The sequence below is a fragment of the Streptomyces sp. NPDC090445 genome (assembly GCF_044769385.1).
Classification (GTDB): Bacteria; Actinomycetota; Actinomycetes; order Streptomycetales; family Streptomycetaceae; genus Streptomyces.
Window position 1 is genome coordinate 249,889 of sequence record NZ_JBIVXV010000001.1, and the last position, 23,252, is coordinate 273,140.

The 23,252-nt window shown below is 72.5% G+C and carries 23 protein-coding genes and 2 pseudogenes; 7 read left to right on the forward strand and 18 right to left on the reverse strand.

The features are described from left to right. Nucleotides 1-19: 19 nt before the first annotated feature. Both ACIQUT_RS01130 and ACIQUT_RS01135 read right to left on the reverse strand, forming a co-directional pair. The gene (locus ACIQUT_RS01130) at nucleotides 20-886 is read right to left on the reverse strand and encodes a phosphotransferase (protein WP_403557918.1); all 867 of its coding nucleotides are present in this window, start codon (nucleotides 884-886) and stop codon (nucleotides 20-22) included. Nucleotides 887-977: 91 nt separating this feature from the next. Beyond that, nucleotides 978-1,136 (reverse strand): hypothetical protein, encoded by a 159-nt coding sequence (locus ACIQUT_RS01135; protein ID WP_403559359.1) that lies wholly within the window; start codon nucleotides 1,134-1,136, stop codon nucleotides 978-980. Here ACIQUT_RS01135 and ACIQUT_RS01140 point away from each other — a divergent pair. From ACIQUT_RS01140 to ACIQUT_RS01155, 4 genes and pseudogenes are all read left to right on the forward strand, one after another. Beyond that, a pseudogene (locus ACIQUT_RS01140) lies at nucleotides 1,089-1,885 on the forward strand (glycosyltransferase family 2 protein). The gene ACIQUT_RS01135 and the pseudogene ACIQUT_RS01140 sit on opposite strands and share 48 nt — an antisense overlap. A gap of 87 nt (nucleotides 1,886-1,972) precedes the next feature. After that, a pseudogene (gene mgt / locus ACIQUT_RS01145) lies at nucleotides 1,973-3,225 on the forward strand (macrolide-inactivating glycosyltransferase). Next, nucleotides 3,222-3,764, forward strand: a complete 543-nt coding sequence (locus ACIQUT_RS01150; protein WP_403557920.1) for a DUF1697 domain-containing protein — start codon at nucleotides 3,222-3,224, stop codon at nucleotides 3,762-3,764. The pseudogene mgt and the gene ACIQUT_RS01150 overlap by 4 nt, the downstream one beginning before the upstream one ends. A gap of 156 nt (nucleotides 3,765-3,920) precedes the next feature. Next, complete coding sequence (locus ACIQUT_RS01155) at nucleotides 3,921-4,925, forward strand: ketopantoate reductase family protein (protein ID WP_403557922.1); 1,005 nt, start codon at nucleotides 3,921-3,923, stop codon at nucleotides 4,923-4,925. 199 nt (nucleotides 4,926-5,124) lie between these two features. On the opposite strand, the gene ACIQUT_RS01160 is transcribed toward ACIQUT_RS01155, so the two are convergent. The 14 genes from ACIQUT_RS01160 to ACIQUT_RS01225 form a co-directional block, all read right to left on the reverse strand. Next, nucleotides 5,125-5,904 carry a sirohydrochlorin chelatase gene (locus ACIQUT_RS01160; RefSeq protein WP_403557924.1) on the reverse strand — a complete coding sequence of 260 codons (780 nt, stop codon included), beginning with the start codon at nucleotides 5,902-5,904 and terminating at the stop codon, nucleotides 5,125-5,127. Between the two features lie 5 nt (nucleotides 5,905-5,909). Beyond that, nucleotides 5,910-6,794: an ABC transporter permease gene (locus ACIQUT_RS01165; protein WP_403557926.1), complete on the reverse strand. Its 885-nt coding sequence runs from the start codon at nucleotides 6,792-6,794 to the stop codon at nucleotides 5,910-5,912. After that, nucleotides 6,781-7,584, reverse strand: coding sequence for an ABC transporter ATP-binding protein (locus ACIQUT_RS01170; protein WP_403557928.1), 804 nt, complete (start codon nucleotides 7,582-7,584; stop codon nucleotides 6,781-6,783). The genes ACIQUT_RS01165 and ACIQUT_RS01170 overlap by 14 nt, the downstream gene beginning before the upstream one ends. A 69-nt stretch (nucleotides 7,585-7,653) precedes the next feature. Then, a complete protein-coding gene (locus tag ACIQUT_RS01175) occupies nucleotides 7,654-8,805 on the reverse strand; it encodes an aliphatic sulfonate ABC transporter substrate-binding protein (protein WP_403557930.1) in 1,152 nt (383 codons plus the stop codon). Nucleotides 8,806-9,062: 257 nt separating this feature from the next. Continuing rightward, complete coding sequence (locus tag ACIQUT_RS01180; RefSeq protein WP_403557932.1) at nucleotides 9,063-10,394, reverse strand: sulfate adenylyltransferase subunit 1; 1,332 nt, start codon at nucleotides 10,392-10,394, stop codon at nucleotides 9,063-9,065. Nucleotides 10,395-10,396: 2 nt separating this feature from the next. Next, nucleotides 10,397-11,341: a sulfate adenylyltransferase subunit CysD gene (gene cysD, locus ACIQUT_RS01185; protein ID WP_403557934.1), complete on the reverse strand. Its 945-nt coding sequence runs from the start codon at nucleotides 11,339-11,341 to the stop codon at nucleotides 10,397-10,399. Then, nucleotides 11,338-11,883 carry an adenylyl-sulfate kinase gene (cysC, locus tag ACIQUT_RS01190; protein WP_403557936.1) on the reverse strand — a complete coding sequence of 182 codons (546 nt, stop codon included), beginning with the start codon at nucleotides 11,881-11,883 and terminating at the stop codon, nucleotides 11,338-11,340. Before cysC ends, cysD begins: the two co-directional genes overlap by 4 nt. Nucleotides 11,884-11,906: 23 nt before the next feature. Next, nucleotides 11,907-12,596, reverse strand: coding sequence for a phosphoadenylyl-sulfate reductase (locus ACIQUT_RS01195; RefSeq protein ID WP_403557938.1), 690 nt, complete (start codon nucleotides 12,594-12,596; stop codon nucleotides 11,907-11,909). Beyond that, a complete protein-coding gene (locus tag ACIQUT_RS01200) occupies nucleotides 12,593-12,772 on the reverse strand; it encodes a hypothetical protein (protein WP_403557940.1) in 180 nt (59 codons plus the stop codon). The genes ACIQUT_RS01195 and ACIQUT_RS01200 overlap by 4 nt, the downstream gene beginning before the upstream one ends. A gap of 28 nt (nucleotides 12,773-12,800) precedes the next feature. After that, the gene (locus tag ACIQUT_RS01205; RefSeq protein WP_403557942.1) at nucleotides 12,801-14,492 is read right to left on the reverse strand and encodes a nitrite/sulfite reductase; all 1,692 of its coding nucleotides are present in this window, start codon (nucleotides 14,490-14,492) and stop codon (nucleotides 12,801-12,803) included. 208 nt (nucleotides 14,493-14,700) lie between these two features. Then, complete coding sequence (locus ACIQUT_RS01210; RefSeq protein ID WP_312845914.1) at nucleotides 14,701-14,784, reverse strand: putative leader peptide; 84 nt, start codon at nucleotides 14,782-14,784, stop codon at nucleotides 14,701-14,703. 259 nt (nucleotides 14,785-15,043) lie between these two features. Continuing rightward, a complete protein-coding gene (locus tag ACIQUT_RS01215; protein WP_403557943.1) occupies nucleotides 15,044-15,631 on the reverse strand; it encodes a GNAT family N-acetyltransferase in 588 nt (195 codons plus the stop codon). A gap of 5 nt (nucleotides 15,632-15,636) precedes the next feature. Next, nucleotides 15,637-16,905 carry a GAF domain-containing protein gene (locus ACIQUT_RS01220; RefSeq protein ID WP_403559249.1) on the reverse strand — a complete coding sequence of 423 codons (1,269 nt, stop codon included), beginning with the start codon at nucleotides 16,903-16,905 and terminating at the stop codon, nucleotides 15,637-15,639. A gap of 335 nt (nucleotides 16,906-17,240) precedes the next feature. Then, nucleotides 17,241-18,899, reverse strand: a complete 1,659-nt coding sequence (locus ACIQUT_RS01225) for an acyl-CoA dehydrogenase family protein (RefSeq protein WP_403557945.1) — start codon at nucleotides 18,897-18,899, stop codon at nucleotides 17,241-17,243. Between the two features lie 17 nt (nucleotides 18,900-18,916). Between ACIQUT_RS01225 and ACIQUT_RS01230 the strand changes: the two genes are divergently transcribed. Then, complete coding sequence (locus ACIQUT_RS01230; RefSeq protein WP_403557947.1) at nucleotides 18,917-20,053, forward strand: YihY/virulence factor BrkB family protein; 1,137 nt, start codon at nucleotides 18,917-18,919, stop codon at nucleotides 20,051-20,053. 311 nt (nucleotides 20,054-20,364) lie between these two features. Here ACIQUT_RS01230 and ACIQUT_RS01235 read toward each other — a convergent pair whose 3' ends face one another. Together ACIQUT_RS01235 and ACIQUT_RS01240 are read right to left on the reverse strand one after the other, a co-directional pair. Further along, nucleotides 20,365-20,787: a hypothetical protein gene (locus tag ACIQUT_RS01235; protein ID WP_403559252.1), complete on the reverse strand. Its 423-nt coding sequence runs from the start codon at nucleotides 20,785-20,787 to the stop codon at nucleotides 20,365-20,367. Between the two features lie 227 nt (nucleotides 20,788-21,014). Then, nucleotides 21,015-22,178, reverse strand: coding sequence for an NAD-dependent formate dehydrogenase (locus ACIQUT_RS01240; protein WP_403557949.1), 1,164 nt, complete (start codon nucleotides 22,176-22,178; stop codon nucleotides 21,015-21,017). 155 nt (nucleotides 22,179-22,333) lie between these two features. Here ACIQUT_RS01240 and ACIQUT_RS01245 point away from each other — a divergent pair, with 155 nt between their 5' ends. Further along, entirely contained in the window at nucleotides 22,334-22,825 is a 492-nt protein-coding gene (locus tag ACIQUT_RS01245; protein ID WP_403557951.1) for a fluoride efflux transporter FluC, read from the forward strand. Beyond that, on the forward strand, nucleotides 22,822-23,190 hold the full coding sequence (gene crcB / locus ACIQUT_RS01250; RefSeq protein ID WP_403557952.1) for a fluoride efflux transporter CrcB: 369 nt from the start codon (nucleotides 22,822-22,824) through the stop codon (nucleotides 23,188-23,190). Before ACIQUT_RS01245 ends, crcB begins: the two co-directional genes overlap by 4 nt. The last annotated feature ends 62 nt before the right edge of the window (nucleotides 23,191-23,252 follow it).

Below are 23,252 nucleotides of genomic sequence, written 5' to 3' on the forward strand. Positions count from 1 at the left end.
GGACCTTGATACGGCACCGTCAGAAGGCGTGCCAGCGCATTTCCGTGTCCCCGTCCCGGAGGGACGCCACCCGGCGCCGGAACTCGGCGAGGGCCTTCGGGTCGGCGGGGGCGTGCTGGGCGACCCACGCGCAGCTCGCCGTCTCGCGGGCGCCGCGCAGCACGGCGCAGCCCTCCCAGTCGCGCACGTCCCACCCGTAGGCGGCGGCGAACGCGTCGTACGACGCGGCGGGCAGGCCGTACCGGTCCCGGGACAGGGCCATCACGACCAGGTCGTGCTCGCGCAGGTCGACCGACACGGTCTCCAGGTCCACCAGGACCGGGCCGTCGGGGCCGACGTGCACATTGCGGGGGAGGGCGTCGCCGTGGATCGGGCCCGGCGGGAGGTGCGGGCTGAGCCCGGCCACCTGGCCGGCGTAGCCGTCGCGGCGGGCCCGCAGGTACGCCGCGTCCGCCGGGTCGACGGCGTCGCCGGCCAGCCGCAGCCACCGCTCGACCCCGCCCAGCAGGTCCCGCGCGGGCAGGTCGAACGGCGGCGCCGGCAGGGCGTGGATGCGGCGCAGCAGCACCGCCAGGTCCTCGGGCCCGGCCGGCCGGACCGCGTCCGGCAGCCGGTGCCACACCGTCACCGGATGCCCCTCCACCAGCCGCGGCTCCGGCTCCGCCGCCCGCACCGCCGGGATCCCGGCCTGCTCCAGCCACAGCGCCACGGCGATCTCCCGGCCGGCCCGCTCCAGCAGGCCCGCCTCCCGGCCGACCTTCACGACGAGGCCGCCGACGCCGAAGACCGCGTTCTCGCCGAGGGAGAGCAGCTCGGCGACCGGCCCTCCGGCCGCCCGGGTGACCCCCGCGGCGGCCAGCACACCCCTGGCCCGCCCCTCGTCCATACGCCCTCCCGCCCCCTCCCGACACCGCACCTCAGCGGCCCCACCCAGTCTCGCACTCCCGCCCCACCGGGTCCGGCGGCCGGTCTGCCTGCTACGGCAGGTGTGCCGACCGATCGGCGAGCATGAGGGCGAGGGGTCCGGCCGGAAGCAGGAAGCGCCCGTCGGCGGCAGCTGCGATGGCGTCGGCCAGCGGCTCGGCTCGGTGGCCGACCAGGAAGGCGATCCGGCGGCCGTCGTCGTGCTGGGCCAAGGCGTGGCACTCCCCCCGCTGCCGGAAGGAGTCGCCGGCGTCGAGCTCCCGGAGAACCTGGGCATTCCCGGCGGCCGGAACGTCGGCGTTCAGTGGCTGCGGGACCGCGGCGGCGCGGACATCGTGGTCGTCCTGGACGACGACGGGCTGCTGCCCCGCAAGGACACCCTGCGGCTCGTACGCGAGGCCTTCGCCGAGAACCCCCGCCTGGGCATCGCCGGCTTCCGGATCGTCGACGAGGAGGGGCTGAGCCGGCGCCGTCACGTGCCCAGGCTCGGTGGCGCCGATCCGGAGCGGTCCGGACCGGTCACCGCCTTCCTCGGCGGCGGTCACGCCATCCGCATGCGTGTGATCGACGAGGTCGGTGACTTCCCCGCGCAGTTCTTCTACGCGCACGAGGAAACCGACTTCGCGTGGCGGGCCCTGGACGCCGGCTGGGACATCGACTACCGGGCGGACATGCTGCTCCGACACCCGCGCACGGCGGCTTCCCGGCACGCCGTCTACTACCGCAACACCGGCCGGAACCGGGTGTGGCTGGCCAAGCGGAATCTGCCTGCCGTCCTGGTGCCGGTCTACCTCGCGACGTGGGCCGCCTACACGCTCGTGCAGCGGCCCCGCTGTCCGGGCTTGCGTCATGGTGGGCCGGTTTCTTCGAGGGAGTCCGGCTGGAGTGCCCGCCGCGGAAGCCGATCCGGTGGCGGACGGTATGGCGGATGAGCCGCCTCGGGCGGCCGCCGGTGATCTGACGTGCCTGTGGTGCTCGGGGATCGCACGCCCGCCGGGGCCGCGGCCCCGGCGCTGGGATCGTGCATCAGCCACAACTCCCGATCGCCGTGGGACGCGAAGGAAAACAATTGCACGAGACGTATCGTCTCGTTATGGTTGCGGCATGACCTCAGCCAAGCCCGCACACATCGCCATGTTCTCGATCGCCGCACACGGACACGTGAACCCGAGCATCGAGGTGATCCGCGAGCTCGTCGCCCGCGGGCACCGCGTCAGCTACGCCGTCCCGGCCTCCTTCGCCGACAAGGTCGCCGAAACCGGCGCCACGCCGGTGATCTGGACCTCGACCCTGCCCACCGACGACGAGCCCGACGCCTGGGGCACCGAGCTCATCGACCAGATCGAGCCCTTCCTCCACGACGCCGTGCAGGCCCTGCCGCAGCTCGCCGCCGCCTTCGAAGGGGACGAGCCCGATCTCGTCCTGCACGACATCACCTCCTACCCGGCGCGCGTACTGGCCCACCGGTGGGGCGTGCCCGCGGTGTCGCTGTCGCCGAACCTCGTCGCCTGGGAGGGCTACGAGGAGGAGGTCGCCGCACCGATGACGGCCGGGCTGCGCGCCTCCGAGCGCGGCCGCGCGTACTACGCCCGCTTCTCGGCCTGGCTCGCCGAGAACGGGATCGACGAGGACCCCGACCCGTTCGTCGGCCGCCCCCGGCGCAGCATCGTGCTGATCCCGCGCGCCCTCCAGCCGCACGCCGACCGGGTCGACCCGGCCGTCCACACCTTCGTCGGCGCCTGCCAGGGCGACCGCAGCGCCCAGGGCGTGTGGGCGCGGCCGGCCGGGGCGGAGAAGGTGCTGCTCGTGTCGCTCGGGTCGACGTTCACCAAGCAGCCCGCCTTCTACCGTGCGTGCATCGAGGCCTTCGGGGGAGTGCCCGGCTGGCATGTCGTCCTGCAGATCGGCCGGTTCACGGACGTGGCGGAGCTGGGGGAGGTCCCGGAGAACGTGGAGGTCCACCGGTGGGTCCCGCAGCTGGACGTGCTGCGGAAGGCCGACGCCTTCATCACGCACGCCGGGGCCGGCGGCAGCCAGGAAGGGCTCGCCACCGCCACGCCGATGGTCGCCGTACCGCAGGCCGTCGACCAGTTCGGGAACGCCGACATGCTGCAGGCGCTCGGCGTCGCCCGGCACGTCCCCATGGAGGAGGCGGACGCCCGTACGCTGCGGGAGGCCGTGGAGGCCCTCGTCGCCGACCCCGACGTCGCCCGGCGGGCCGCGGAGATCCGGGCGGAGATGGCGCAGGAAGGCGGTACGCAGCAGGCCGCCGACCTCATCGAGGCTATGGTGCGGGCATGACCACATACGCGGCCCTGCTGCGCGGCATCAACGTCGGCGGGAAGAAGAAGGTCCCGATGGCCGAGCTGCGCGAGGTGCTCGAAGGCCTCGGGTACGAGGACGTGCGCACCTACCTGCAGAGCGGCAACGCCGTCTTCGGCGGCGGGGACGCCGACCCCGCCGCGCTCGCCGCGCAGATCGAGCGGGCGATCGAGGAACGGTTCGGGTTCCCCGTCGCCTGTCTCGTCGTCGACGGGGCCCGGCTGCGCGCCGTACAGGAGGGCTGCCCGTACCCCGCCGACGAGCTGGAGGGGAAACAGCTGCACGCCACCTTCCTCTCGGAGCAGCCCGACGACGGGCGGTTCACCGGGATCGACCGGGAGGCCTTCCTGCCCGAGGAGTTCACCGTGGGGGAGCGGGTCGTCTACCTGTACGCGCCCGAAGGGCTGGGCCGGTCCAAGCTGGCCGAGGCCCTGTTCCGGCCCGCCGTGTTCAAAGGCATCGACGCCACCACCCGGAACTGGAACACGGTGGTGAAGCTCGTCGAGATGACCCGCTAGCCCCCGGGGGAGCCCCGGGTGGGGGATGCCCGCCGGACCGCCCCGCGGTGACACACCGGCAGGGGCTCCCCGCTCCGTGCGTGCACCTCCAGCGCACGGCCGCCCCACCGTGCCCCCGACGGCAACGCAGGCCGCCGGATGTGCCAGGCTCCGCACATGCGCTACATCATCATCGGCGCCGGAGCGATCGGCGCAACCATCGGCGGACGCCTCGCCGAAGCAGGCCGTGAGGTCGTCCTCGCCGCGCGGGGCACACACGCCCGCGCCCTGCACACGGACGGGCTGCGGCTCACCACGGCCGACGGGCCCCGGGTGCACCGGCTGCCCGTGGTCGAGGACCCGGCGGAACTCGGCGAACTCCGGCCGGACGACGTCCTGCTGCTGGCCGTGAAGACCCAGGACGCCATCGCCGCGCTCGACCTGTGGGGCGCCGCGGAAGTCGCGGGCGGCGGGACGGCGGCCCAGCGGCTGCCCGTCCTGTGCGCGCAGAACGGGGTCGAGAGCCAGCGCCTCGCCCTCCGCCGCTTCGCGCATGTGTACGGGGTCTGCGTCTGGCTGCCGGCGACGTTCCTGGAGCCGGGCGTGGTCAGCGCCCTCGGCACGCCCCGGACCGGCATCCTGCACATCGGCCCGGCCGCCGGCGGCGCGGACGCGCGGGCCCGGCGGATCGCCGCCGACCTGGAGAAGGCCGGCTTCGACGCCCCGGTGGTCGACGACGTGATGCGGTGGAAGTACGGGAAGCTGCTCGGCAACCTCGGCAACGCGATCCAGGCCACCACCGGGCCCGAGCCCGACCCGGCCAAGACGGCACTGCTCCGGCGGGCCCGCCGTGAGGGCGAGGCCGTTTTCGCGGCCGCGGGCATCGCGTACGTGTCGGAAGCGGAGGAGGCCGCGGCCTGGGACGGCCGCGCCGTGCAGCCCGCGGTGCTGCGGGGCGGGTCGTCCTGGCAGAGCCTGCACCGGAAGACCGGGTCGATCGAGGCCGACTACCTCAACGGGGAAGTCTGTCTGCTGGGGCGGCTCCACGGGGTGCCGACCCCGGTCAACGAGGTGCTGCGGCATGCGGCGAACATCTTCGCCCGGGAGGGGATCGCGCCGGGCTCGATGTCCGTCGCGGACCTCACCGCCCTCGCCGACGAGGCCGAGTCCCGCCACCGCTAGCCGCCGCCGCTGCGCGGAGCCTTTCCCCACCCCGCCCCTTCCCGAAACCGGGCTCTGCCCGGACCCGTTGCGCTCAAACGCCGCGCGGGCTGGATGTTTCAGCCTCGCCGGCGTTTGAGGCGCTGGGGGTGCCCCCAGCGGTAGCTGGGGGAGGGTCTGGGGGCGGAGCCCACAGTTATGCTCCGCGCAGCGGCGGGTGTCAGGCCGAGAGGGCGGTGGGGTGGCGGGCCGCGGCGGGGGCCGGGACGGCGGCGTCGTACCGGCGGAGCAGCAGGCGGGCCAGCTGCGGGGCGGCGCCCAGCACGCCGGCCACCACATCCGCGCCCGCCTCCCGCGCCCCGGCGGCGATCCGGTCCGGCAGCCGGCCGGGGGCGATGACGTACGGCGCCACCGCGATGCGGCGGACGCCTTCCGCCCGCAGGGCCCGTACGGCGTCCTCCGTACGGGGCAGAGCGGCGGAGGCGAACGCAGGCCGCACGGCGCACCAACCGGTGTGCCGCCACTCCCGCGCGGTTTCTGCGATCACTGCGATCGCCTCCGGGTCCGATGAGCCGGCGGACGCGAGCACCACACCGGTGCCGGCGCGCTCCGCCGGGGTGATCCCCGCCTCCCGCAGCCGGAGTTCCAGCGCTTCCGTCAGCAGTGGGGAGGGGCCGAGGACGTCGGCGACGCGGACCGTGAGGCCCGGCAGCCGGACGAGGGCTTCCGCGAGCACCGCGGGGATGTCGGCCTTCGCGTGGAAGGCGCGGGTGAGCAGCAGCGGCAGTGCGACCACGTCGTGGACGCGGTCGGCGTGCAGCGCGGACAGCACCTGTTCGACGCGGGGGGCGTTGAAGTCGAGGAAGGCCGTCTCGACGCGCAGCCCCGGCCGCAGCGCCCGCACCCGCCGGGTGAGGGCGTGGACGGTCGCCGCGTGCCGCGGGTCGCGGCTGCCGTGGGCGATCACGAGGAGGACGGGGGAGGAGGGGGCGGGGGGCACGGCGGTCAGCTCCTGGCCAGGAGGCCGCGGCTGCGGAGCACCCACCGTTCGACCGGGCTGAAGATCAGCAGGTCGATGGCGATGCCGACGACGAGGATCAGGATGATCGCGAGGAACACGCCGGGCAGGTCGATGTTGTTGCGGCCGTTCTCCAGCAGCTGGCCCAGGCCGAGTCCGAGGTCGGGCGAGGAGGCGATGATCTCGGCGGCCATGAGGGAGCGCCAGGAGAACGCCCAGCCCTGCTTCAGGCCGGCCAGGTAGCCGGGCAGTGCGGCCGGCATGACGACGTGCCACACGCCCTTGAAGCCCGTCGCGCCGAGGGTGCGGCCGGCCCGCAGGAACAGCGGGGGCACCTGGTCGACGCCGGAGACGAGGCCGTTGGCGATGGACGGGACGGCGCCCAGCAGGATCACCGTGAACATCATGGCGTCGTTGAGGCCGAACCAGAGGACGGCCGGCGGGACCCAGGCCACCGACGGCAGGGACTGCAGGCCGGACAGGATGGGGCCGAGCGCTGCCCGTACCGGCTTGACCCGGGCGACGAGCAGGCCGAGGGGGGTGCCGATGGCGAGGGCGAGCAGGAAGCCGAGGAGGCCTCGGGAGACGGAGGTCCAGATGACGTCGAGCAGGGTGCCCTTGAGCCACATGTCGGCGAGGCTGTCCCAGACCGCGGACAGCGGGGGCAGCTTGCTCTCCTCGGTGACCCCGGTCGTGACGAGTATCTGCCAGACGGCGAGGACCAGGGCGACGGCCAGGACCGGCGGGAGGACCTTCTTGAGGAGGACCTCCCTGACCGGGGTGCGGCGGACCTCGACGGCGTCGAGCGCGTCGAGGCCGGCCTCCAGGCCGGCGAGGTCGTCCGTCTTCGCCTTCGTTTCAGTGCTGGCCATGGCGGCGGATCTCCCCACGCAGGTGTTCGGTGATCTCCAGGGACAGTTCCGCGACGTCCGCGTCCTCGATGCGGCGCGGCTGCGGGATGCCGACGGCCCACTCCTTGGCGACCCGGCCGGGCCGGGAGGAGAGCAGGACCACGCGCTGGGCGAGGCGTACGGCCTCGCGCACGTTGTGGGTGACGAAGAGGACCGAGACGCCGGTCTCCTCCCAGATGCGGGTGAGTTCGCCGTGCAGGACGTCGCGGGTGATGGCGTCGAGCGCGGCGAACGGCTCGTCCATCAGCAGCAGCCGGCTGTCCTGGGCGAGGGCGCGGGCCATGGCGACGCGCTGGCGCATGCCGCCGGACAGTTCGTGGACGCGCTTGCCGTACGCGCCGCCGAGCCGGACCAGTTCCAGCAGCCGTTCCGCCTCCGGCTTGCGGTCGGACTTGGGGATCCCGCGCAGCCGCAGGGCGAGTTCGATGTTCTTGCCCGCGGTCAGCCACGGGAAGAGGGCGTGCTCCTGGAACATCAGGGCGGGCCGGCCGGCGGTCTCGATGCTGCCCGCGCTGGGCCTGTCGAGGCCGGCGACCAGGTTGAGGAGGGTGGACTTGCCGCAGCCCGAGGCCCCCAGGATGGTGACGAATTCGCCGGGAGCGACATCGAGGCTGATGTCGTCCAGGACGAGCTGCGATCCGGCCGGGCCGGTGAAGGACTTCGAGACGTGCTCGATGCGGGCGGCGGCGGGGGCGGCCGTCGCGACGGCGCCCTCGGCGGCCTTGGCAAGCGTGGTGGCCATGGTCGTCACCTCCTGGGGGTTGATGCGTGCGGACTGCGTGCGGACTGCGTGCGGACTGCGTGCGGACTTCGTGCGGGCTTACTTCGCGCCGAGGCCGGCGTCGGAGACCTCCGGCTTGCCGGCCTGCTTCAGCACCTTGTTCAGGAGCGTCAGGTCGTAGATGCCGGCCAGGTCGGGCTGCTCGATGAGGGTGGCCTTGACGGCGTGGTCGGCCTGCGCCTTGAGGGTGGTGGCCAGCGGGTCGTCGGTGACGAGGATGCTCTTCCAGGCGGGGTCGATGACCTTCGCGTCCAGTTCCTTGCCGGTCTCCGCCTTCAGGGCCGCGTTCGCGGACGCCCTGGCCCGGTCCGGGTCGGCGTTGATCCACTCGTTGGTCTTCACGGTGCCGCGGAGCACGGCCTCGACCACGTCCGGGTGCGCCTTGAGGAACTTCTGCGACACGATGACGTTGGTGATGACGAACTTCTTGTCGGGCCACAGGTCGGTCTCGTCGAGGAGGACCGCGGCGCCGTCCGTGACCAGCTTGGAGGCGGTCGGCTCGGGCACCCACGCCCCGTCGATCGAGCCCTGCTTGAAGGCGTCCGGCGTCACCTTGTTGTCGGTGCGGACGACGGAGACGTCGCCCTTGCCGGACTCGGGGTCGACCTTCCAGCCCTTCTGGGCGATCCAGTTGAGGAAGGCGACGTCCTGGGTGTTCCCCTTCTGAGGGGTGGCGATCCGCTTGCCCTTGAGGTCGTCCAGGGTCTTGATCTTCTCCGGGTTCACGACGAGCTTGACGCCGCCGGAGGCGGAGCCGGAGACGATCCGCAGGTTCTGGCCCTTGGACTTGACGTAGCCGTTGATGGCCGGCGAGGGGCCGATGAAGCCGATGTCGAGAGAGCCGCCGTTGAGGGCCTCGATCTCGGACGGGCCGGCGTTGAAGGCCTGCGGCTTGATCTTGGTGCCGCCGAGCTCCTTGGCGATCAGGCCTTCCTGGAGGCCGACCAGCGCGGTGGCGTGCGTCAGGTTCGGGAAGTAGCCGATGCGGACCTCGGAGGCCGACAGCTTCCCGCCGGAGGCGGCAGCGGTGCCGGACGTCTTGTCATCGGCCTTCTCCGCCTGGGAGCCGTAGCCGCACGAGGCGAGCGCGCCGATCAGGAGCGGGAGGGCGGCGGCGGTGGCGAGGCCGCGGCGCAGGGTCTTACGGGTACGGGTACGGGTACGGGGCGTGGTGCGGCCGGTGGCAGGCACGGGAGGGTTTCCTCTCGTGACGTCGTCTCATGACGCACGTCTTCGTCGGTGGAGCGAGGCGGGGTCGGGCTCGCGGTGCTCGTGGGGGGTGGGGGCGCGACGGCAGGATGCCGACGGCGATGCGGTCATCGCACACATCGCGCCACCCCTCCCTGACCGCTGCCGAGGTTGCCTCCCCCAGACTTCGTCCGGGGGTACCCCCAGCCGACCCGGCCGCCTTCCTTGGCGAAGGTCGCGAAGATGTCGCCGGTCATGGTCTAGAAGTCCCATCCCTCGTCGTCCGCCCCGGCGCCGGCCTCGTCGCGGGAGGCGAAGGACTCGCCGGCCATGCCCGCCGCGAGGGTGGTGCCGTCGGCCGGGTCGATGAGCAGGAACGATCCGGTGCGGCGCGAGTCGGCGTACGCGTCGAGCGCGAGGGGCTCGGCGGTGCGTACGACGACGCGGCCGATGTCGTTGGCCACCAGCTGCCCCGGGTTCGGGTGCTGGGACAGGTCGTCCAGCGTCAGGCGGGAGGGGATCTCCTTGACGATCGCCTTGACCGTGCGGGTGGTGTGCTTCAGCAGCACCCGCGCGCCCACGGCCAGGGGCTGGTCGGCGACGTGGCAGACGGTCGCTTCGACGTCCTGGGTGGTGGCGGGGGCCGAGGCCGCCGGGGCGATCAGGTCGCCGCGGGAGATGTCGATGTCGTCCTTCAGGCGGAGCGTCACCGACTGCGGGGCCCAGGCGATGTCGACGCTCTCACCGAGCGCGTCGATGCCCTCGATGACCGAGGTGCGGCCCGACGGCAGGACGGTCACCGGCTCGCCGACGCGCAGGACGCCGGAGGCGATCTGGCCGGCGTAGCCCCGGTAGTCGGGGTGCTCGGCGGTCTGCGGGCGGATCACGTACTGCACGGGGAAGCGTGCCGGGCAGGCGGCCAGGTCGTGGCTGACGGGGACGGTCTCCAGGTGCTCCAGGACCGTCGGGCCGCCGTACCAGTCCATGTTGGCGGACGGGTCCACGACGTTGTCGCCGGCCAGGGCCGAGATCGGGATCGCGGTGATCTCCGGGACGCCCAGCTCGGAGGCGTACGCGGTGAACTCCTCGGCGATCGCCGCGAAGACCGCCTCCTCGTACCCGACGAGGTCCATCTTGTTCACGGCGAGGACCACGTGCGGGACGCGCAGCAGGGCGGCGACGGCGGCGTGCCGGCGGGTCTGCTCGACGACGCCGTTGCGGGCGTCGACCAGGACCAGCGCGAGGTCGGCCGTCGACGCGCCGGTGACCATGTTCCGGGTGTACTGCACGTGCCCGGGGGTGTCGGCGAGGATGAACCGGCGGCGGGCGGTGGCGAAGTAGCGGTAGGCCACGTCGATGGTGATGCCCTGCTCGCGCTCGGCCCGCAGGCCGTCGGTCAGCAGCGCCAGGTCCGGGGTGTTCTGCCCGCGGTCGGCGGACACCCGCTCCACGGCCTCCAGCTGGTCTTCCAGGACCGACTTGGAGTCGTGCAGCAGGCGGCCGACCAGGGTGGACTTGCCGTCGTCGACGGAACCCGCGGTGGCGAAGCGCAGCAGCGTCGTCGTGCTCAGCTGCTCGGTGGTGCTGGTCATGGCTAGAAGTACCCTTCGCGCTTGCGGTCTTCCATCGCGGCCTCGGACAGCTTGTCGTCCGCCCGGGTCGCGCCCCGCTCGGTGAGGCGGGAGACGGCGATCTCGGCGATCACCGCGTCGAGCGTGGTGGCGTCGGAGTCGACGGCGCCGGTGCAGGACATGTCGCCGACGGTGCGGTAGCGGATGAGCCGCTTCTCCACGGTCTCGGTGTCCTTCGGGCCGCCCCACTCGCCGGCGGTGAGCCACATGCCGCCCCGCAGGAAGACGTCCCGCTCGTGGGCGAAGTAGATCTCCGGCAGCCGGATGTCCTCGCGGGCGATGTACTGCCACACGTCCAGCTCGGTCCAGTTGGACAGCGGGAAGACGCGGACGTGCTCGCCGGGGGCGTGCCGGCCGTTGTAGAGCTGCCACAGCTCCGGGCGCTGGCGGCGCGGGTCCCACTGGGAGAACTCGTCGCGCAGGGAGAACACCCGCTCCTTGGCGCGGGCCTTCTCCTCGTCGCGGCGGCCGCCGCCGAAGACGGCGTCGAAGCGGTGGTGCTGGATGGCCTCGGTGAGCGGGACCGTCTGCAGCGGGTTGCGGGTGCCGTCGGGGCGCTCGCGCAGCTTGCCGGCGTCGATGTACTCCTGGACGGAGGCCACGTGCAGCCGCAGGCCGTGCTCGGCGACCGTGCGGTCGCGGTAGTCGATGACCTCGGGGAAGTTGTGCCCGGTGTCCACGTGCAGCAGCGCGAACGGCACCGGCGCCGGCGCGAACGCCTTCAGCGCCAGGTGCAGCATGACGATGGAGTCCTTGCCGCCGGAGAACAGGATCACCGGCTTCTCGAACTCGCCCGCCACCTCGCGGAAGATGTGCACCGCCTCCGACTCCAGGGAGTCCAGGTGCGACAGGGCGTACGGGGCGTCCGCGTCGGCGGCGCTGTTGTGCAGGTGCGCGGCGGTGGTCATGCCAGCCCCTTCTCGGTGAGCAGCGTGAACAGGGACGCCGCGGACTCCTGGACGGTCTGCGTGTGCGACTCGATGCGCAGGTCCGGGGCGGCCGGGGCCTCGTACGGGTCGTCGACGCCGGTCAGGCCGGAGATCTCGCCCGCCGCCTGCTTGGCGTACAGGCCCTTGACGTCGCGGACGGAGCACACCTCGACGGGGGTGGCCACGTGTACCTCCAGGTACGTCGTGCCGGCGGCGGCGTGCCGCTTCGCGACGGCCTCGCGGCTGTCGGCGTACGGCGCGATCACGGGGACCAGCGCCTTGACGCCGTTGCTCGCGAGGAGTTCGGCGACGAAGCCGATCCGCTGCACGTTGGTGTGCCGGTCCTCGCGGGTGAAGCCCAGGCCCGCCGAGAGGAACTCGCGGATCTCGTCGCCGTCGAGGACCTCCACCCGGTGGCCGTCGCCGCGCAGCCGCTCGGCCAGCGCGTGGGCGATCGTCGTCTTGCCCGCGCTCGGCAGACCCGTCAGCCACACGGTGGCTCCCCGGTCCGTCACGCTCATCTGCTTCTCCGTAGGTTCCGTCATCAGCCGTGCAGTCCGCACTCGGTCTTCGCCCGGCCCGCCCAGCGGCCGGCCCGGGCGTCCTCGCCCTCCGCCACGCGGCGGGTGCAGGGGGCGCAGCCGACCGAGGCGTAGCCGTCCATCAGCAGCGGGTTGGTGAGGACGCCGTGTTCCGCGACGTACGCGTCGACGTCGTCCTGGGTCCAGCGGGCGATCGGCGAGACCTTGACCTTCTGCCGCTTCTCGTCCCAGCCGACCACGGGGGTGTTCGCCCGGGTCGGGGACTCGTCGCGGCGCAGCCCGGTCGCCCAGGCGTCGTACCCGGTCAGGCCCTCCTCCAGCGGCTCGACCTTGCGCAGGGCGCAGCACAGGTCGGGGTTGCGGTCGTGGAGCCGGGGGCCGTGCTCGGCGTCCTGTTCGGCCACCGTCCGGCGGGGGGTGAGGGTGATGACGTTGACGTCCATCACGGCCTCGACCGCGTCGCGGGTGCCGATGGTCTCCTCGAAGTGGTAGCCGGTGTCGAGGAAGACGACGTCCACGCCGGGGAAGGCGCGGGACGCCAGGTGGGCGACGACGGCGTCCTCCATGGAGGAGGTCACGCAGAACCGCGCGCCGAAGGTCCGCGCCGCCCAGGAGAGGATCTCCAGGGCGGGGGCGTCCTCCAGGTCGCGGCCGGCCTGCCCGGCCAGTTCCTTGAGCGTCGTGGTGGTCATGTGTCCTCCCCTCCGGCGGTCCCGGACGCGAGACCGCGGGCCAGCAGTCCCAGGTACTTCAGCCGGAAAGCCCGGTTGCACGACCGGCACTCCCACGCGCCGTGGCCCTGCTCGTTCGGGAACAGGTCCTCGTCGCCGCAGTACGGGCAGTGGAACGGGGCCGCTCGCTCGCTCATGCCGTGCTCCTCGTCTCGTTCGCCGCGCTCACGAGAGGCTCTCGTCGCTCGCGCGGGCGACCCAGGCGGCGAAGCGCTCGCCGTCGTCGCGCTCCTCCTCGAAGCGGGTGACGACGCGCTCCACGTAGTCCGGCAGTCCGGCCGAGGTGACCTTCAGGCCGCGGACCTTGCGGCCGAAGCCGGCCTCCAGGCCGAGTGCGCCGCCCAGGTGGACCTGGTAGCCCTCGACCTGGTTGCCGTGCTCGTCGAGGACCAGCTGGCCCTTGAGACCGATGTCCGCCACCTGGATGCGGGCGCAGGCGTTCGGGCAGCCGTTGATGTTGATGGTGAGCGGCTCCGCGAAGTCCGGCAGGCGGCGCTCCAGTTCGTCGATGAGCGAGGCGCCGCGCGCCTTGGTCTCGACGATGGCCAGCTTGCAGAACTCGATGCCGGTGCAGGCCATCGTGCCGCGGCGGAACGGGGACGGCTTGACCCGCAGGTCCAGCGCCTCCAGGGCGGCCACGACCGAGTCGACCCGGTCCTCCTCGATGTCGAGCACGATCATCTTCTGCTCGGCGGTGGTGCGCAGGCGGCCGGAGCCGTGCCGCTCGGCGATGTCCGCGATCTTGGTGAGGGTGGCGCCGTCGACGCGGCCGACGCGCGGGGCGAAGCCGACGTAGTAGCGGCCGTCCTGCTGCCGGTGGACGCCGACGTGGTCGCGCCACTGGCCGGACGGCTGCTCGGGCGCGGGGCCGTCGGCGAGCTTGCGCTTCAGGTACTCGTCCTCCAGGACCCGGCGGAACTTCGCCGCGCCCCAGTCGGCGACGAGGAACTTCAGCCGGGCGCGGGTGCGCAGGCGGCGGTAGCCGTAGTCGCGGAAGATCGAGATGACGCCTTCGTAGACGTCCGGGACCTCGGCGAGGGAGACCCAGGTGCCCAGGCGGACGCCGAGCTTGGGGTTGGTCGACAGGCCTCCGCCGACCCAGACGTCGAAGCCGGGGCCGTGCTCGGGGTGGTTCACGCCGACGAACGAGACGTCGTTGATCTCGTGCGCCACGTCCAGCAGCGGGGAGCCGGAGACCGCGGACTTGAACTTGCGGGGCAGGTTGGAGAAGTCCTTGTTGCCGACGATGCGGCGGTGGATCTCCTCGATGGCGGGGGTGCCGTCGATGATCTCGTCCTTGGCGATGCCGGCGACGGGCGAGCCGAGGATGACGCGGGGCGTGTCACCGCAGGCCTCGGTGGTCGACAGGCCGACGGCCTCCAGGCGGCGCCAGATCTCCGGGACGTCCTCGATGCGGATCCAGTGGTACTGCACGTTCTGGCGGTCGGTGAGGTCGGCGGTCCCGCGGGCGAACTCCTCGGAGATCTCGCCGATGACGCGGAGCTGCTCGGTGGTCAGCCGGCCGCCGTCGATGCGGACGCGCAGCATGAAGTACTTGTCGTCCAGCTCCTCCGGCTCCAGGATCGCGGTCTTGCCGCCGTCGATCCCGGGCTTGCGCTGGGTGTACAGGCCCCACCAACGCATGCGTCCGCGCAGGTCGTTGGGGTCGATCGAGTCGAATCCGGTCTTGGAGTAGATCGTCTCAATGCGCGTCCGTACATTGAGACCGTCGTCGTCCTTCTTGAACTGCTCGTTGCCGTTGAGAGGGGTGTGGTGTCCAACGGCCCACTGGCCCTCGCCGCGGTGACGGCCGGGCTTGCGGCGCGCGGCGGCGGGTGTTTCGGGGGTGGCGGCCATGGCGGTACGTCCTTCTTCGGCGGCTCAAAGGCAAGGGCAGGGGGAGTCGGCGGCGTGGCCCCTGGCGCTGAGCAGGTGTGGCCGACCGCCGCGCGGCTCCGGTTGTGCCGGAGGTCAGGGCGGGGGGTCTGCCTTCAGGGGGCTGGCGGGGTGACGGCGCATCCGCGACGACACTGTGCGGTGCGCTGTGCGGCGGTGGCTGGTTCTGTCAGCTCGCCGGACAGATGGCGCTGGACATGCGGCCGAGGTCGACGTGCCGCCGACTCACCAAGGCTGTTCCAGCTCCATTCATGGCCGAAGCGTGTCATGGGGCGATTGGACGAGTCCACTAGTGTCCATGATGTGGACGATGCAGTCCCGCATTTCGAGACGGCGTGACGGGGGTCACGTACGGAACGGGGCGCCTGGGGCCGGTGGTTCCGGCCCCGGGCGGCGTACGGGGCGTGCGGGGGAGGCGCGCGGGGCGCGGGCCGGGCACGGGGCCGGGCCCACGAGCCGGCCTGCGGGCCGGTCGGCGCTCCGGCCCACAGGCCGGTCTGCGCCCCGCGCGCCTACGGGCCGGTCTGTGCGCCGGTCTGCGCGCCGGGCCAGGGGCCGGGGGTCGGCGTGTCCTCCTTCTCCTCGGTCTCCGTCCTGAAGACCTTGAAGCCGCGCCGCAGGTAGTTGTCCATCGCCGTCGGGCCGTCCTGGCTGCAGGTGTGTACCCACACCCGGCGCGTCGGCCCGCGCTCCGCCCAGCGCTCCGCCAGCGACCAGGCCGCGGCCACGCCCACCGACAGCAGGTGCCCGCCGATGCGGCGGCCCCGGAAGTCGGGCAGCAGCCCGAAGTACATGATCTCCACCACGCCGTCGTCCTGCGGGTCGAGCTCGATGTACCCGGCGGGCGTCCCGCGGTCGTACGCCACCCAGGTCTCCACCCCCGGCCGGTCGAGGTATTCGACCCACTGGGCGCGGGTCAGCGCCAGCCGGTCCGTCCAGTGGATGTCACCGCCCACCGACGCGTAGAGGAAGCGGCTGAACTCGGGCGAGGGGACCTCCGCCCGCTGGACACGTATCTCGGATCCCGGGACGACGGCCGGGACGAGGTCCTCCGGGGAGGTCATCTCCAGGGACCAGGTGGTGAGGGTGAGGGTGCTCATGCACGTCAGGGAACCACGCCGGACCCCGAACGGCCCAGGCGGGCCCGCACCACCGCCGGCGCGGTGGAGTGCGCCAGCAGCCCCGCCGGGTCCGCGGGCCGGACCAGCTCCACCTCCACGTCCTCCGCGAACCGGTACGGGCGGTGGGCCAGCACCCCCGCCAGGTGCCGCCGCACCCGCGACAGCTCCGCGCGGACCGTCACCGTCCGCGTCGGGTCCCCGAACAGCTCCTCCGACAGCTCGGCCGCCGTACGCCCCCGCGGGCTCTGCGCCAGCAGGAACAGCAGCTCGGCGTGGCGCGGGGTCAGCTCCAGCGACCAGCTCCCGGCGGCCCCGTACACCGTCGCCGTCCACGCGCGCGGCCGGCTCAGGTCCAGCACCACCCGGCTCGCCGCCGCCCCGGCCGGGGACGCCTCCGCGACGCGCAGCAGCCAGCCCCCGGGCAGCGGCTCCACCGCGCACTGCCCGAGCTGCGGCAGCCACACCCGCCCCGGCCCGATCCCCTTCGGCAGCGGCACCCGCTCGGGCGGGGCGAACCCGGTCACCGCCGCCGTCCAGCCGTGCGGGTCCACCACCGCCGCCCGCCCCGGATGCAGCCGGGCCAGCAGCGGCGCCGCCACCGCCCGCAGCCGCTCCAGCGACTCCAGGTGCCGCAGCTGCAGCTCCCGCTCCGCGAGCCGGGCCACCGCGGTCACCCAGGCCAGGGTGGCCGGGTGCATGGTGGCCAGCGGCCCGCTGACGTCCACCACGCCCAGCAGCCGCCCGTCCCGCGGGTCGTGCAGCGGAACCCCCGCGCACGTCCACTCGTGGTGGCTGGAGACGAAGTGCTCCGCCGAGAACACCTGGACCGGCCGCCGGGCCACCAGGGCGGTGCCCACCCCGTTCGTGCCGACCACCGCCTCGTTCCAGTCGGCGCCCACCGCGAAGCCGAGCCGGTCCGCCGCCCGCAGGATCGGCGGGGCGCCCTCCCGCCACAGCAGCCGCCCGTCCGCGTCGGCGACGACCATGATGTGCACGGCCGTGTCCAGGGCCGGCAGCAGCCCCTCCCGCAGCACCGGCAGCATCTCCCGCAGCGGCGACCCGTGCCGCCGCTCCTCCGTCTCCGCCGCCGACAGCAGCCGCGAGCGGGAGTCCCGGTCCGGGTGCACCCCGTGCGCCAGCATCCGCCGCCAGGACTCCGCGATCTCCGGGCGGGGCAGCGCCGGGGGCCGCTCCCCGGCCAGCGCGGCCGCCCGCACCCCCTTCAGCAGCCGTGTCGCCTCCCGGGGCTCCATGGCCGAGATGCGCGCCACATCGACCGTGCCTCCTGCGGTGTCGGCCACCGGAACCTCCCCGTGCGGAACAGGACGTACGCGGGAACCCGCCCGGGTCGGCCCGGGCGTGCCCTTCCCCTGGCACACCCGGCGGACGGTTCCGTCTCAGAGGGTTGCAACGGTATGCAACTCTCGCCAAGTCCCGGTCACCCGACCGAAACTGTCCGCGCGCCGGGAACGGCGTGACAGCTCCTCCTCGGGGCTTTCGGGCCAGCGGTGGTGCCGAGTCGGCGCGGCGCCACCCTGGTCCGGTCAACGGGTCCGGATCCCGGCGGCGGCGTGGTTTGGGGACCCGCCTACCCCGCGATCCGCGCCCGTTCCACCACCGCCCCCAGGTCCAGGGTGTGCGGCAGCGTGCCGAAGGCCCCGCCCCGGTCGCCGCCCAGCCGTCCCGCGCAGAACGCGTCCGCCACCTCCGGCGGGGCCCACCGCACCAGCAGCGACGCCTGCAGCACCAGCGCCATGCGCTCCGCCAGCCGCCGCGCCCGCGCCTCGATGCCCGTCAGGTCCGCCAGCTCCGTCAGCAGCCCCCGGACGGCCGCGTCCAGCCGGTGGTCGGCGCCGCGGGCCTGCCCGATCTCCCGCAGGAAGGCGTCCAGCGCCTGCGGCTCGCGCTGCAGCACCCGCAGCACGTCCAGGGCCTGGACGTTGCCCGAGCCCTCCCAGATCGAGTTCAGCGGGGACTCGCGCAGCAGCCGCGGCAGCCCGGACTCCTCCACGTAGCCGTTGCCGCCCAGGCACTCCAGGGCCTCCGCCACCATCGGCGTGCACCGCTTGGCCACCCAGTACTTCGCGGCGGGCACCGCGATGCGCAGGAAGGCCCGCTCCCGGTCGGTGTCGGCGTCGCAGGCGGCGGCCAGCCGCAGGGCGAGGGTGGTCGCCGCCTCCGACTCCAGGGCCAGGTCGGCGAGGACGTTCCGCATCAGCGGCTGCTCGATGAGCGGCGCTCCGAAGGCAGAGCGGTGCTCCGCATGGTGGACGGCCTGGGTCAGCGCCTGCCGCATCAGCGCCGCCGACCCGAGCACGCAGTCCAGCCGGGTCGCCGCGACCATCCCGATGATCGTCCGCACGCCGCGGCCCTCCTCGCCGACCCGGCGCGCCCACGTCCCGTCGAACTCGACCTCTGCCGACGCGTTCGACCGGTTGCCGAGCTTGTCCTTCAGCCGCTGGATCGCGAAGGGGTTCCGCGTCCCGTCCGGCAGCACCCGCGGCACCAGGAAGCACGTCAGAGCCTCCCGCCCCGCCCCGGCCGCCGCCTGCGCCAGCACCAGGAACCCGTCCGACATCGGCGCCGAGCAGAACCACTTGTGCCCGGTCAGCTCGTACTCGCCGGATCCCCCCAGCGGCCGCGCCGCCGTCGTGTTCGCCCGGACGTCGCTGCCGCCCTGCTTCTCCGTCATCGCCATGCCGAGGAGCGCGCCCGCCTTCCGCCCCGCCGGCCGGAGCCCCTCCTCGTACACGTGCGAGGTCAGCCGCGGCTCCCACTCGGCGGCCAGCTCCGGCTCCGCCCGCAGCGCCGGCACCGCCGCGTGCGTCATCGACACCGGGCAGCCGTGCCCCGCCTCGGCCTGCGACCACACGAAGAACCCGGCCGCCCGCCGCAGGTGCCCCGCCGGCCGGGTCCAGGCGTCCGTCAGCCCGGCGCCCACCGCGTGCCCCAGCAGCCGGTGCCAGGCCGGATGGAACTCCACCTCGTCGATCCGGTTCCCGTACCGGTCGTGCGTCCGCAGCCGCGGCGGGTTCCCGTCGGCCTGCCGGGCCCACTCCTGCGCCTGCGCGGACCCCGCGGCCCGCCCGAGCTCCGAGAGCTCCCCGCGCACCTCGGAGAGCAGCCCGGGCGGCGCGTCGCCCAGATGGCGCTCCACGTTCTCGGTGAGGGCCCGGTCGCCGGCGTAGACGTCGTATCCCACCAGGGGAGGGGCCTGATTCGTCACGGTGTGGGTGGTGGCTGCCATGCGGATACCGTAAGGACGTGCAGCCAGCAGAAGAAACTCCCGGGCGGGGCCCCGGGCGACTCCACCGGGCCCGAGCCCTCTACCGCAACGTCTCCAAGCGCAAGATGGCGTGGCTGCTCCTGAAGGACACCGTGAACTCGTGCATCGAGTACCGGATCCTGGGACTGGCCGCGGAGGCGGCGTTCTTCACGCTGCTGTCGCTGCCGCCGCTCTTCCTCGGCCTCCTCGGCGTCCTCGGCTACGTCGACGGCTGGACCGGCGGCACCTTCGTGGCCTCCATCGAGGAGAACATCCTCCGCGCCGTCGGCACGGTCCTCTCCGACCGGGGCGTCAACGAGATCGCGAAACCGATGCTGGACGACGTGACCTCGCGCGGCCGCCCCGACATCATCTCCCTCGGCTTCGCCTTCGCCCTGTGGTCCGGCTCGCGCGCCGTCAACGTCTTCATCGACACCATCACCGTCATGTACGGGCTCGACGGCCGCCGAGGCATCGTCAAGACCCGGCTGCTGGCCTTCCTGCTGTACGTGATCGCCCTGGTGATCGGCGCGGTCGTGCTGCCGCTGATGGTGGCCGGACCGGACGCCGTCGTGCGGTGGGTGCCGTGGAGCGCGGAAGTGATCGCCGTGCTGTACTGGCCCACCGTCACGCTGCTGTCCGTCGTCTTCCTCACCACGCTCTACCACGTGTCCGTGCCCGTGCGCTCGCCGTGGATCGAGGACGTCCCGGGCGCGCTCATCGCGCTCGCCATGTGGGTGGTCGGCTCGTTCCTGCTGCGGCTCTACCTCATCAACACCGTCGAGGGCCCCACCATCTACGGATCGCTGGCCGCCCCGGTCGCCGTACTGCTGTGGATCGGCATCTCCGCCTTCGCGGTCCTCGTCGGCGCCGCCGTGAACGCCGCCATCGACCGGGTCTGGCCGTCCGTGGCGACGGCCGCCGCCCGCGAGGACAACGAGCGGGCCCGGGAGGCCGAGGCCGCCCAGCTCATCGCGCGGGCCGCCGCCTGGCGGGCGCTGGCCGAGGGGGAGTCCGAGGACGAGGAGGACGAGGAGGACGGGGACGGCGACGGCGGCACCCCGTCGGAATTCCCCGAGCGCTGGTCGAACTTCCTCCCGCCGGAGGACTACACGGCCCGCCTCCGCAAGCACTGACGGCCGCGGGCGAGCCGCACCGGAAGAACAAAGTGCCGCGACGCGCACGGCGGTGGGTCGGGGTGAGCTGACGCGAGCGCGTCGTCGCGGCCGGACTGTTCGGTACCGGCCGGAGCCGTGCTCGGCGATGCGTGAGCCGGGCTTGCGGCGTGGCCGTCCCTGCTGACCGTTGTCTGTGGCGGGGACGGCATCGGCCAGCGGTAGCCGTCGTTGTGGTTGCAGTCAGTCCTGATCACCGGGAGTGGGTGCCGTGACCGTCGGTGATCAGGTGGTGTTTCGATCCGGCTCGGCCACGGGAGGCCCGGGGCTCGTCAGAGCCTCCCGCCGATCTCGCAGGCCCGGCACGGCGGCCGTCCGCACGTGCACTGCATGATGGCGTCGAGGACCTCGCGGTCGTGGTAGAGGCACTCGTCCTTGCACGTGTGGCGCGGGATGAATCCTGCCGCGAGCTCGCCGGGCCACGGCTCGTGGCCGTCCCGGCAGCGGACGAACCGATCGGGGTCGGTGGAGTGCAGGTCGTGCATGCTCGACCGGGCCTCCTCCTCCAACTCCCGCACTCGCTCCACCAGAGCCTTGAGCTCGGCGGCGATGCCGGAGTACCGGTCGGCGCCGGTCCTTACGTGCGCGGCCCGCAGTGCCATCGCTGCGTTGCCCAAAAACCTGCCGGCATCCTGAAGGTCGGTCACGTGGTGCATCTGAATGCCGGTCACGCCCCGGACCCACACTGCGTCTATGCTCACTGATCCACCTTCCCGGCGTGCGCCTGGTTTTCTTACGGGAGATTACGCGCGGCGCCGGTATCTCCGTATAACGAGAAACAATCTATTTATGGATATTAAAGGCCTCGTCTGTGCCCGTCCAGTAAATTGTGCGTGAATCGACTCACAGCCGGGGTGGTGGATCTTCTATTGAATCTTCAGCTGATTTCTTGTCCGCCGGATGTCACTCCCGCCCGTGTCGGTCATCCGGCGACCGTGTAGGAGCTCGCTCCCGTCCCGGCGAGCCCACCGCCTTCGACGATCAGGTACTCCGGGCGGATGGGGTGCCCGTCGAGCCAGCACTCCAGGATCTCCCGCGTACCGGCCGCGTAGCGTGCCTGCGCCGAGAGGGTCGATCCGGACACGTGCGGCGTCATCGCCTCGTACGGCATGGTGCGCCAGGGATGGTCGGGCGGTGGCGGCTGCGGGTACCAGACGTCACCGGCGTAACCGGCCAGTTGGCCGCTGTTGAGGGCCCGCACCACGGCGTCCCGGTTGACGATGAGCGCCCGTGCGGTGTTGACGATGTACGAACCGCGCTTCATGGCCCCGATCAGCTCGTCGTCGAAGAGGTTCTTCGTCTGGGGATGCAGCGGAGTGTGGATCGACAGCACATCGACGGAGGAGGCCAGCGAACGGGCGTCGGGATGCCAGGTCAGCTCCAGCTCCTCCTCGACCTCCTTGGACAGCCGGTGCACGTCGCAGTAGTGCAGCGTGACGTCGAACGGCTTGAGGCGGCGCAGTACCGCCTGGCCGATACGGCCGGAGCCGAGGACACCGACGTCCATGCCTTCGAGGTCGTAGGCGCGCGAGACGCTGTCGGCGATGTTCCAGCCCTTCTCGGCGGTCACCCACTCGTGAGCTGGCATGTAGTTGTGCACCAGGGTGAGGATCTGCATCACGGCGTGCTCCGACACACTGATGCTGTTGCTGAAAGTCACCTCGGCCACGGTCATGCCATGGGAGATGGCGCTCGGCAGATCGACGTGGTCCGACCCGATCCCCGCGGTGATCGCGAGTCTGAGCCGGGGAGCCGCGGCGATGCGCTCGGGGGTCAGGTAGGCGGGCCAGAATGGCTGCGAGATGACCACGTCGGTGTCGGCAAGCTCGCGGTCCAGGGTGGAGTCCGCCCCTTCCTTGTCGCTCGTGACGACGAAGGTGTGACCCCGGTCCTCCAGGAACCGGCGCAGTCCCAGTTCTCCGGAGACGCAGCCGAGGAGGTGCCCCGGGGCGAAATCGATGGCCTGCGGGGTCGGCGCGGTCTGACCGCCCGGATAGCCGGTGATGGTGGGAATCTCGTCGCGGGCGTAGTCGGGAGGATATCCGCCCACGGGATCCGGATAGAGCACCGCAAGGATTTTTGCCATGGCCGTCCTCCATCGGTGGGGCTACTGCTCCGGTGAACGGGTGGGGCACCGGTAAACCGGTCGAACACCGATGATCTTGAATTTTAGTCGACTGTGCGTCGGCGCTGCAATCCCCAGGGATAAGGGGGAGGTGTTCCGGTGGATAGAATGCGGGTATGCCGACGAGGCCTGTGACGGGGGGTCGGGAGCCGTTCCGCGCGCATCTGCGCGGGGGCGTCCTGGCGGCGGTCGCGCTCGGCGGCCTGCTGGGCGGGACGGCCCGTTACGCGCTGGGGCTGGCCTTCCCCGCGCCTGGGGTGACGTTCCCGTGGACGACATTCGCCATCAACGTGTCCGGATCGTTCGCGCTGGCGCTGCTGCTCGTTTATGTGTTCGAGGCCTGGCCGCCGACCCGGTACGTGCGGCCGTTCGCCGCCGTCGGCTTCCTCGGCGCCTTCACCACCTTCTCGACCTGGATGGTCGACACCGATCGCCTGCTGGGCCACGGCCACTACGCAGCCGCGGCGTTGAACATCTTCGGGAGCCTCTTCGCCGGGGCGGCCGCCACCGTTCTGGGCCTGGCCATCGGCCGGCTGACGTCGGCCCGGCGAATACGGCTCGACGCGCGGCGCGGGCGCGCTCGCCGATACGGCTGGTGGGTGCGGTGATCATCCTGCTCGCCGTCGGTGCGGCGGCCGCGGTCGGGGCAGTTGCGCGTTACCTCCTCGGCCAGTACGTGCAGTACCGGAGCCCGGGCGCGTTCCCACGCGGCACCTGGCTGATCAACGTGAGCGGATCGATCGTGCTGGGGCTTCTGGTGGGCCTCGGCGCACGGCACGCATTGCCGGAGCAGGTCGTGACCATTGCCGGCGTCGGTTTCTGCGGCGCCTATACGACGTTCTCCACATTCAGTTACGAGTTGGTCCACCTGTGCGAGAAAGGGCAGGTCGGCAAGTCCCTGCTGTACGCCGCTTCGAGTCTCGCGGCGGGTCTTGCAGCATCAGCGGCGGCGCTCGCGATCGGTTCGTTCTGAGGAGGTCCAAGTCCGGCCGTCCGGTACTTGACACGTGGATTTGCGAGACGTCTCCTTGAAAG

What these genes read in the sequence shown, in the direction of transcription:
- cysC (WP_403557936.1), bottom strand. Translation starts at nt 11,883, where the DNA reads ATGAGCGTGACGGACCGGGGAGCCACCGTGTGGCTGACGGGTCTGCCG.
- ACIQUT_RS01165 (WP_403557926.1), bottom strand. Translation starts at nt 6,794, where the DNA reads ATGGCCAGCACTGAAACGAAGGCGAAGACGGACGACCTCGCCGGCCTG.
- ACIQUT_RS01245 (WP_403557951.1), top strand. Translation starts at nt 22,334, where the DNA reads ATGCCGACGAGGCCTGTGACGGGGGGTCGGGAGCCGTTCCGCGCGCAT.
- ACIQUT_RS01240 (WP_403557949.1), bottom strand. Translation starts at nt 22,178, where the DNA reads ATGGCAAAAATCCTTGCGGTGCTCTATCCGGATCCCGTGGGCGGATAT.
- ACIQUT_RS01225 (WP_403557945.1), bottom strand. Translation starts at nt 18,899, where the DNA reads ATGGCAGCCACCACCCACACCGTGACGAATCAGGCCCCTCCCCTGGTG.
- ACIQUT_RS01130 (WP_403557918.1), bottom strand. Translation starts at nt 886, where the DNA reads ATGGACGAGGGGCGGGCCAGGGGTGTGCTGGCCGCCGCGGGGGTCACC.
- ACIQUT_RS01205 (WP_403557942.1), bottom strand. Translation starts at nt 14,492, where the DNA reads ATGGCCGCCACCCCCGAAACACCCGCCGCCGCGCGCCGCAAGCCCGGC.
- ACIQUT_RS01180 (WP_403557932.1), bottom strand. Translation starts at nt 10,394, where the DNA reads ATGACCAGCACCACCGAGCAGCTGAGCACGACGACGCTGCTGCGCTTC.
- ACIQUT_RS01195 (WP_403557938.1), bottom strand. Translation starts at nt 12,596, where the DNA reads ATGACCACCACGACGCTCAAGGAACTGGCCGGGCAGGCCGGCCGCGAC.
- ACIQUT_RS01155 (WP_403557922.1), top strand. Translation starts at nt 3,921, where the DNA reads ATGCGCTACATCATCATCGGCGCCGGAGCGATCGGCGCAACCATCGGC.
- ACIQUT_RS01215 (WP_403557943.1), bottom strand. Translation starts at nt 15,631, where the DNA reads ATGAGCACCCTCACCCTCACCACCTGGTCCCTGGAGATGACCTCCCCG.
- ACIQUT_RS01200 (WP_403557940.1), bottom strand. Translation starts at nt 12,772, where the DNA reads ATGAGCGAGCGAGCGGCCCCGTTCCACTGCCCGTACTGCGGCGACGAG.
- cysD (WP_403557934.1), bottom strand. Translation starts at nt 11,341, where the DNA reads ATGACCACCGCCGCGCACCTGCACAACAGCGCCGCCGACGCGGACGCC.
- ACIQUT_RS01220 (WP_403559249.1), bottom strand. Translation starts at nt 16,905, where the DNA reads ATGGAGCCCCGGGAGGCGACACGGCTGCTGAAGGGGGTGCGGGCGGCC.
- ACIQUT_RS01150 (WP_403557920.1), top strand. Translation starts at nt 3,222, where the DNA reads ATGACCACATACGCGGCCCTGCTGCGCGGCATCAACGTCGGCGGGAAG.
- ACIQUT_RS01210 (WP_312845914.1), bottom strand. Translation starts at nt 14,784, where the DNA reads ATGAATGGAGCTGGAACAGCCTTGGTGAGTCGGCGGCACGTCGACCTC.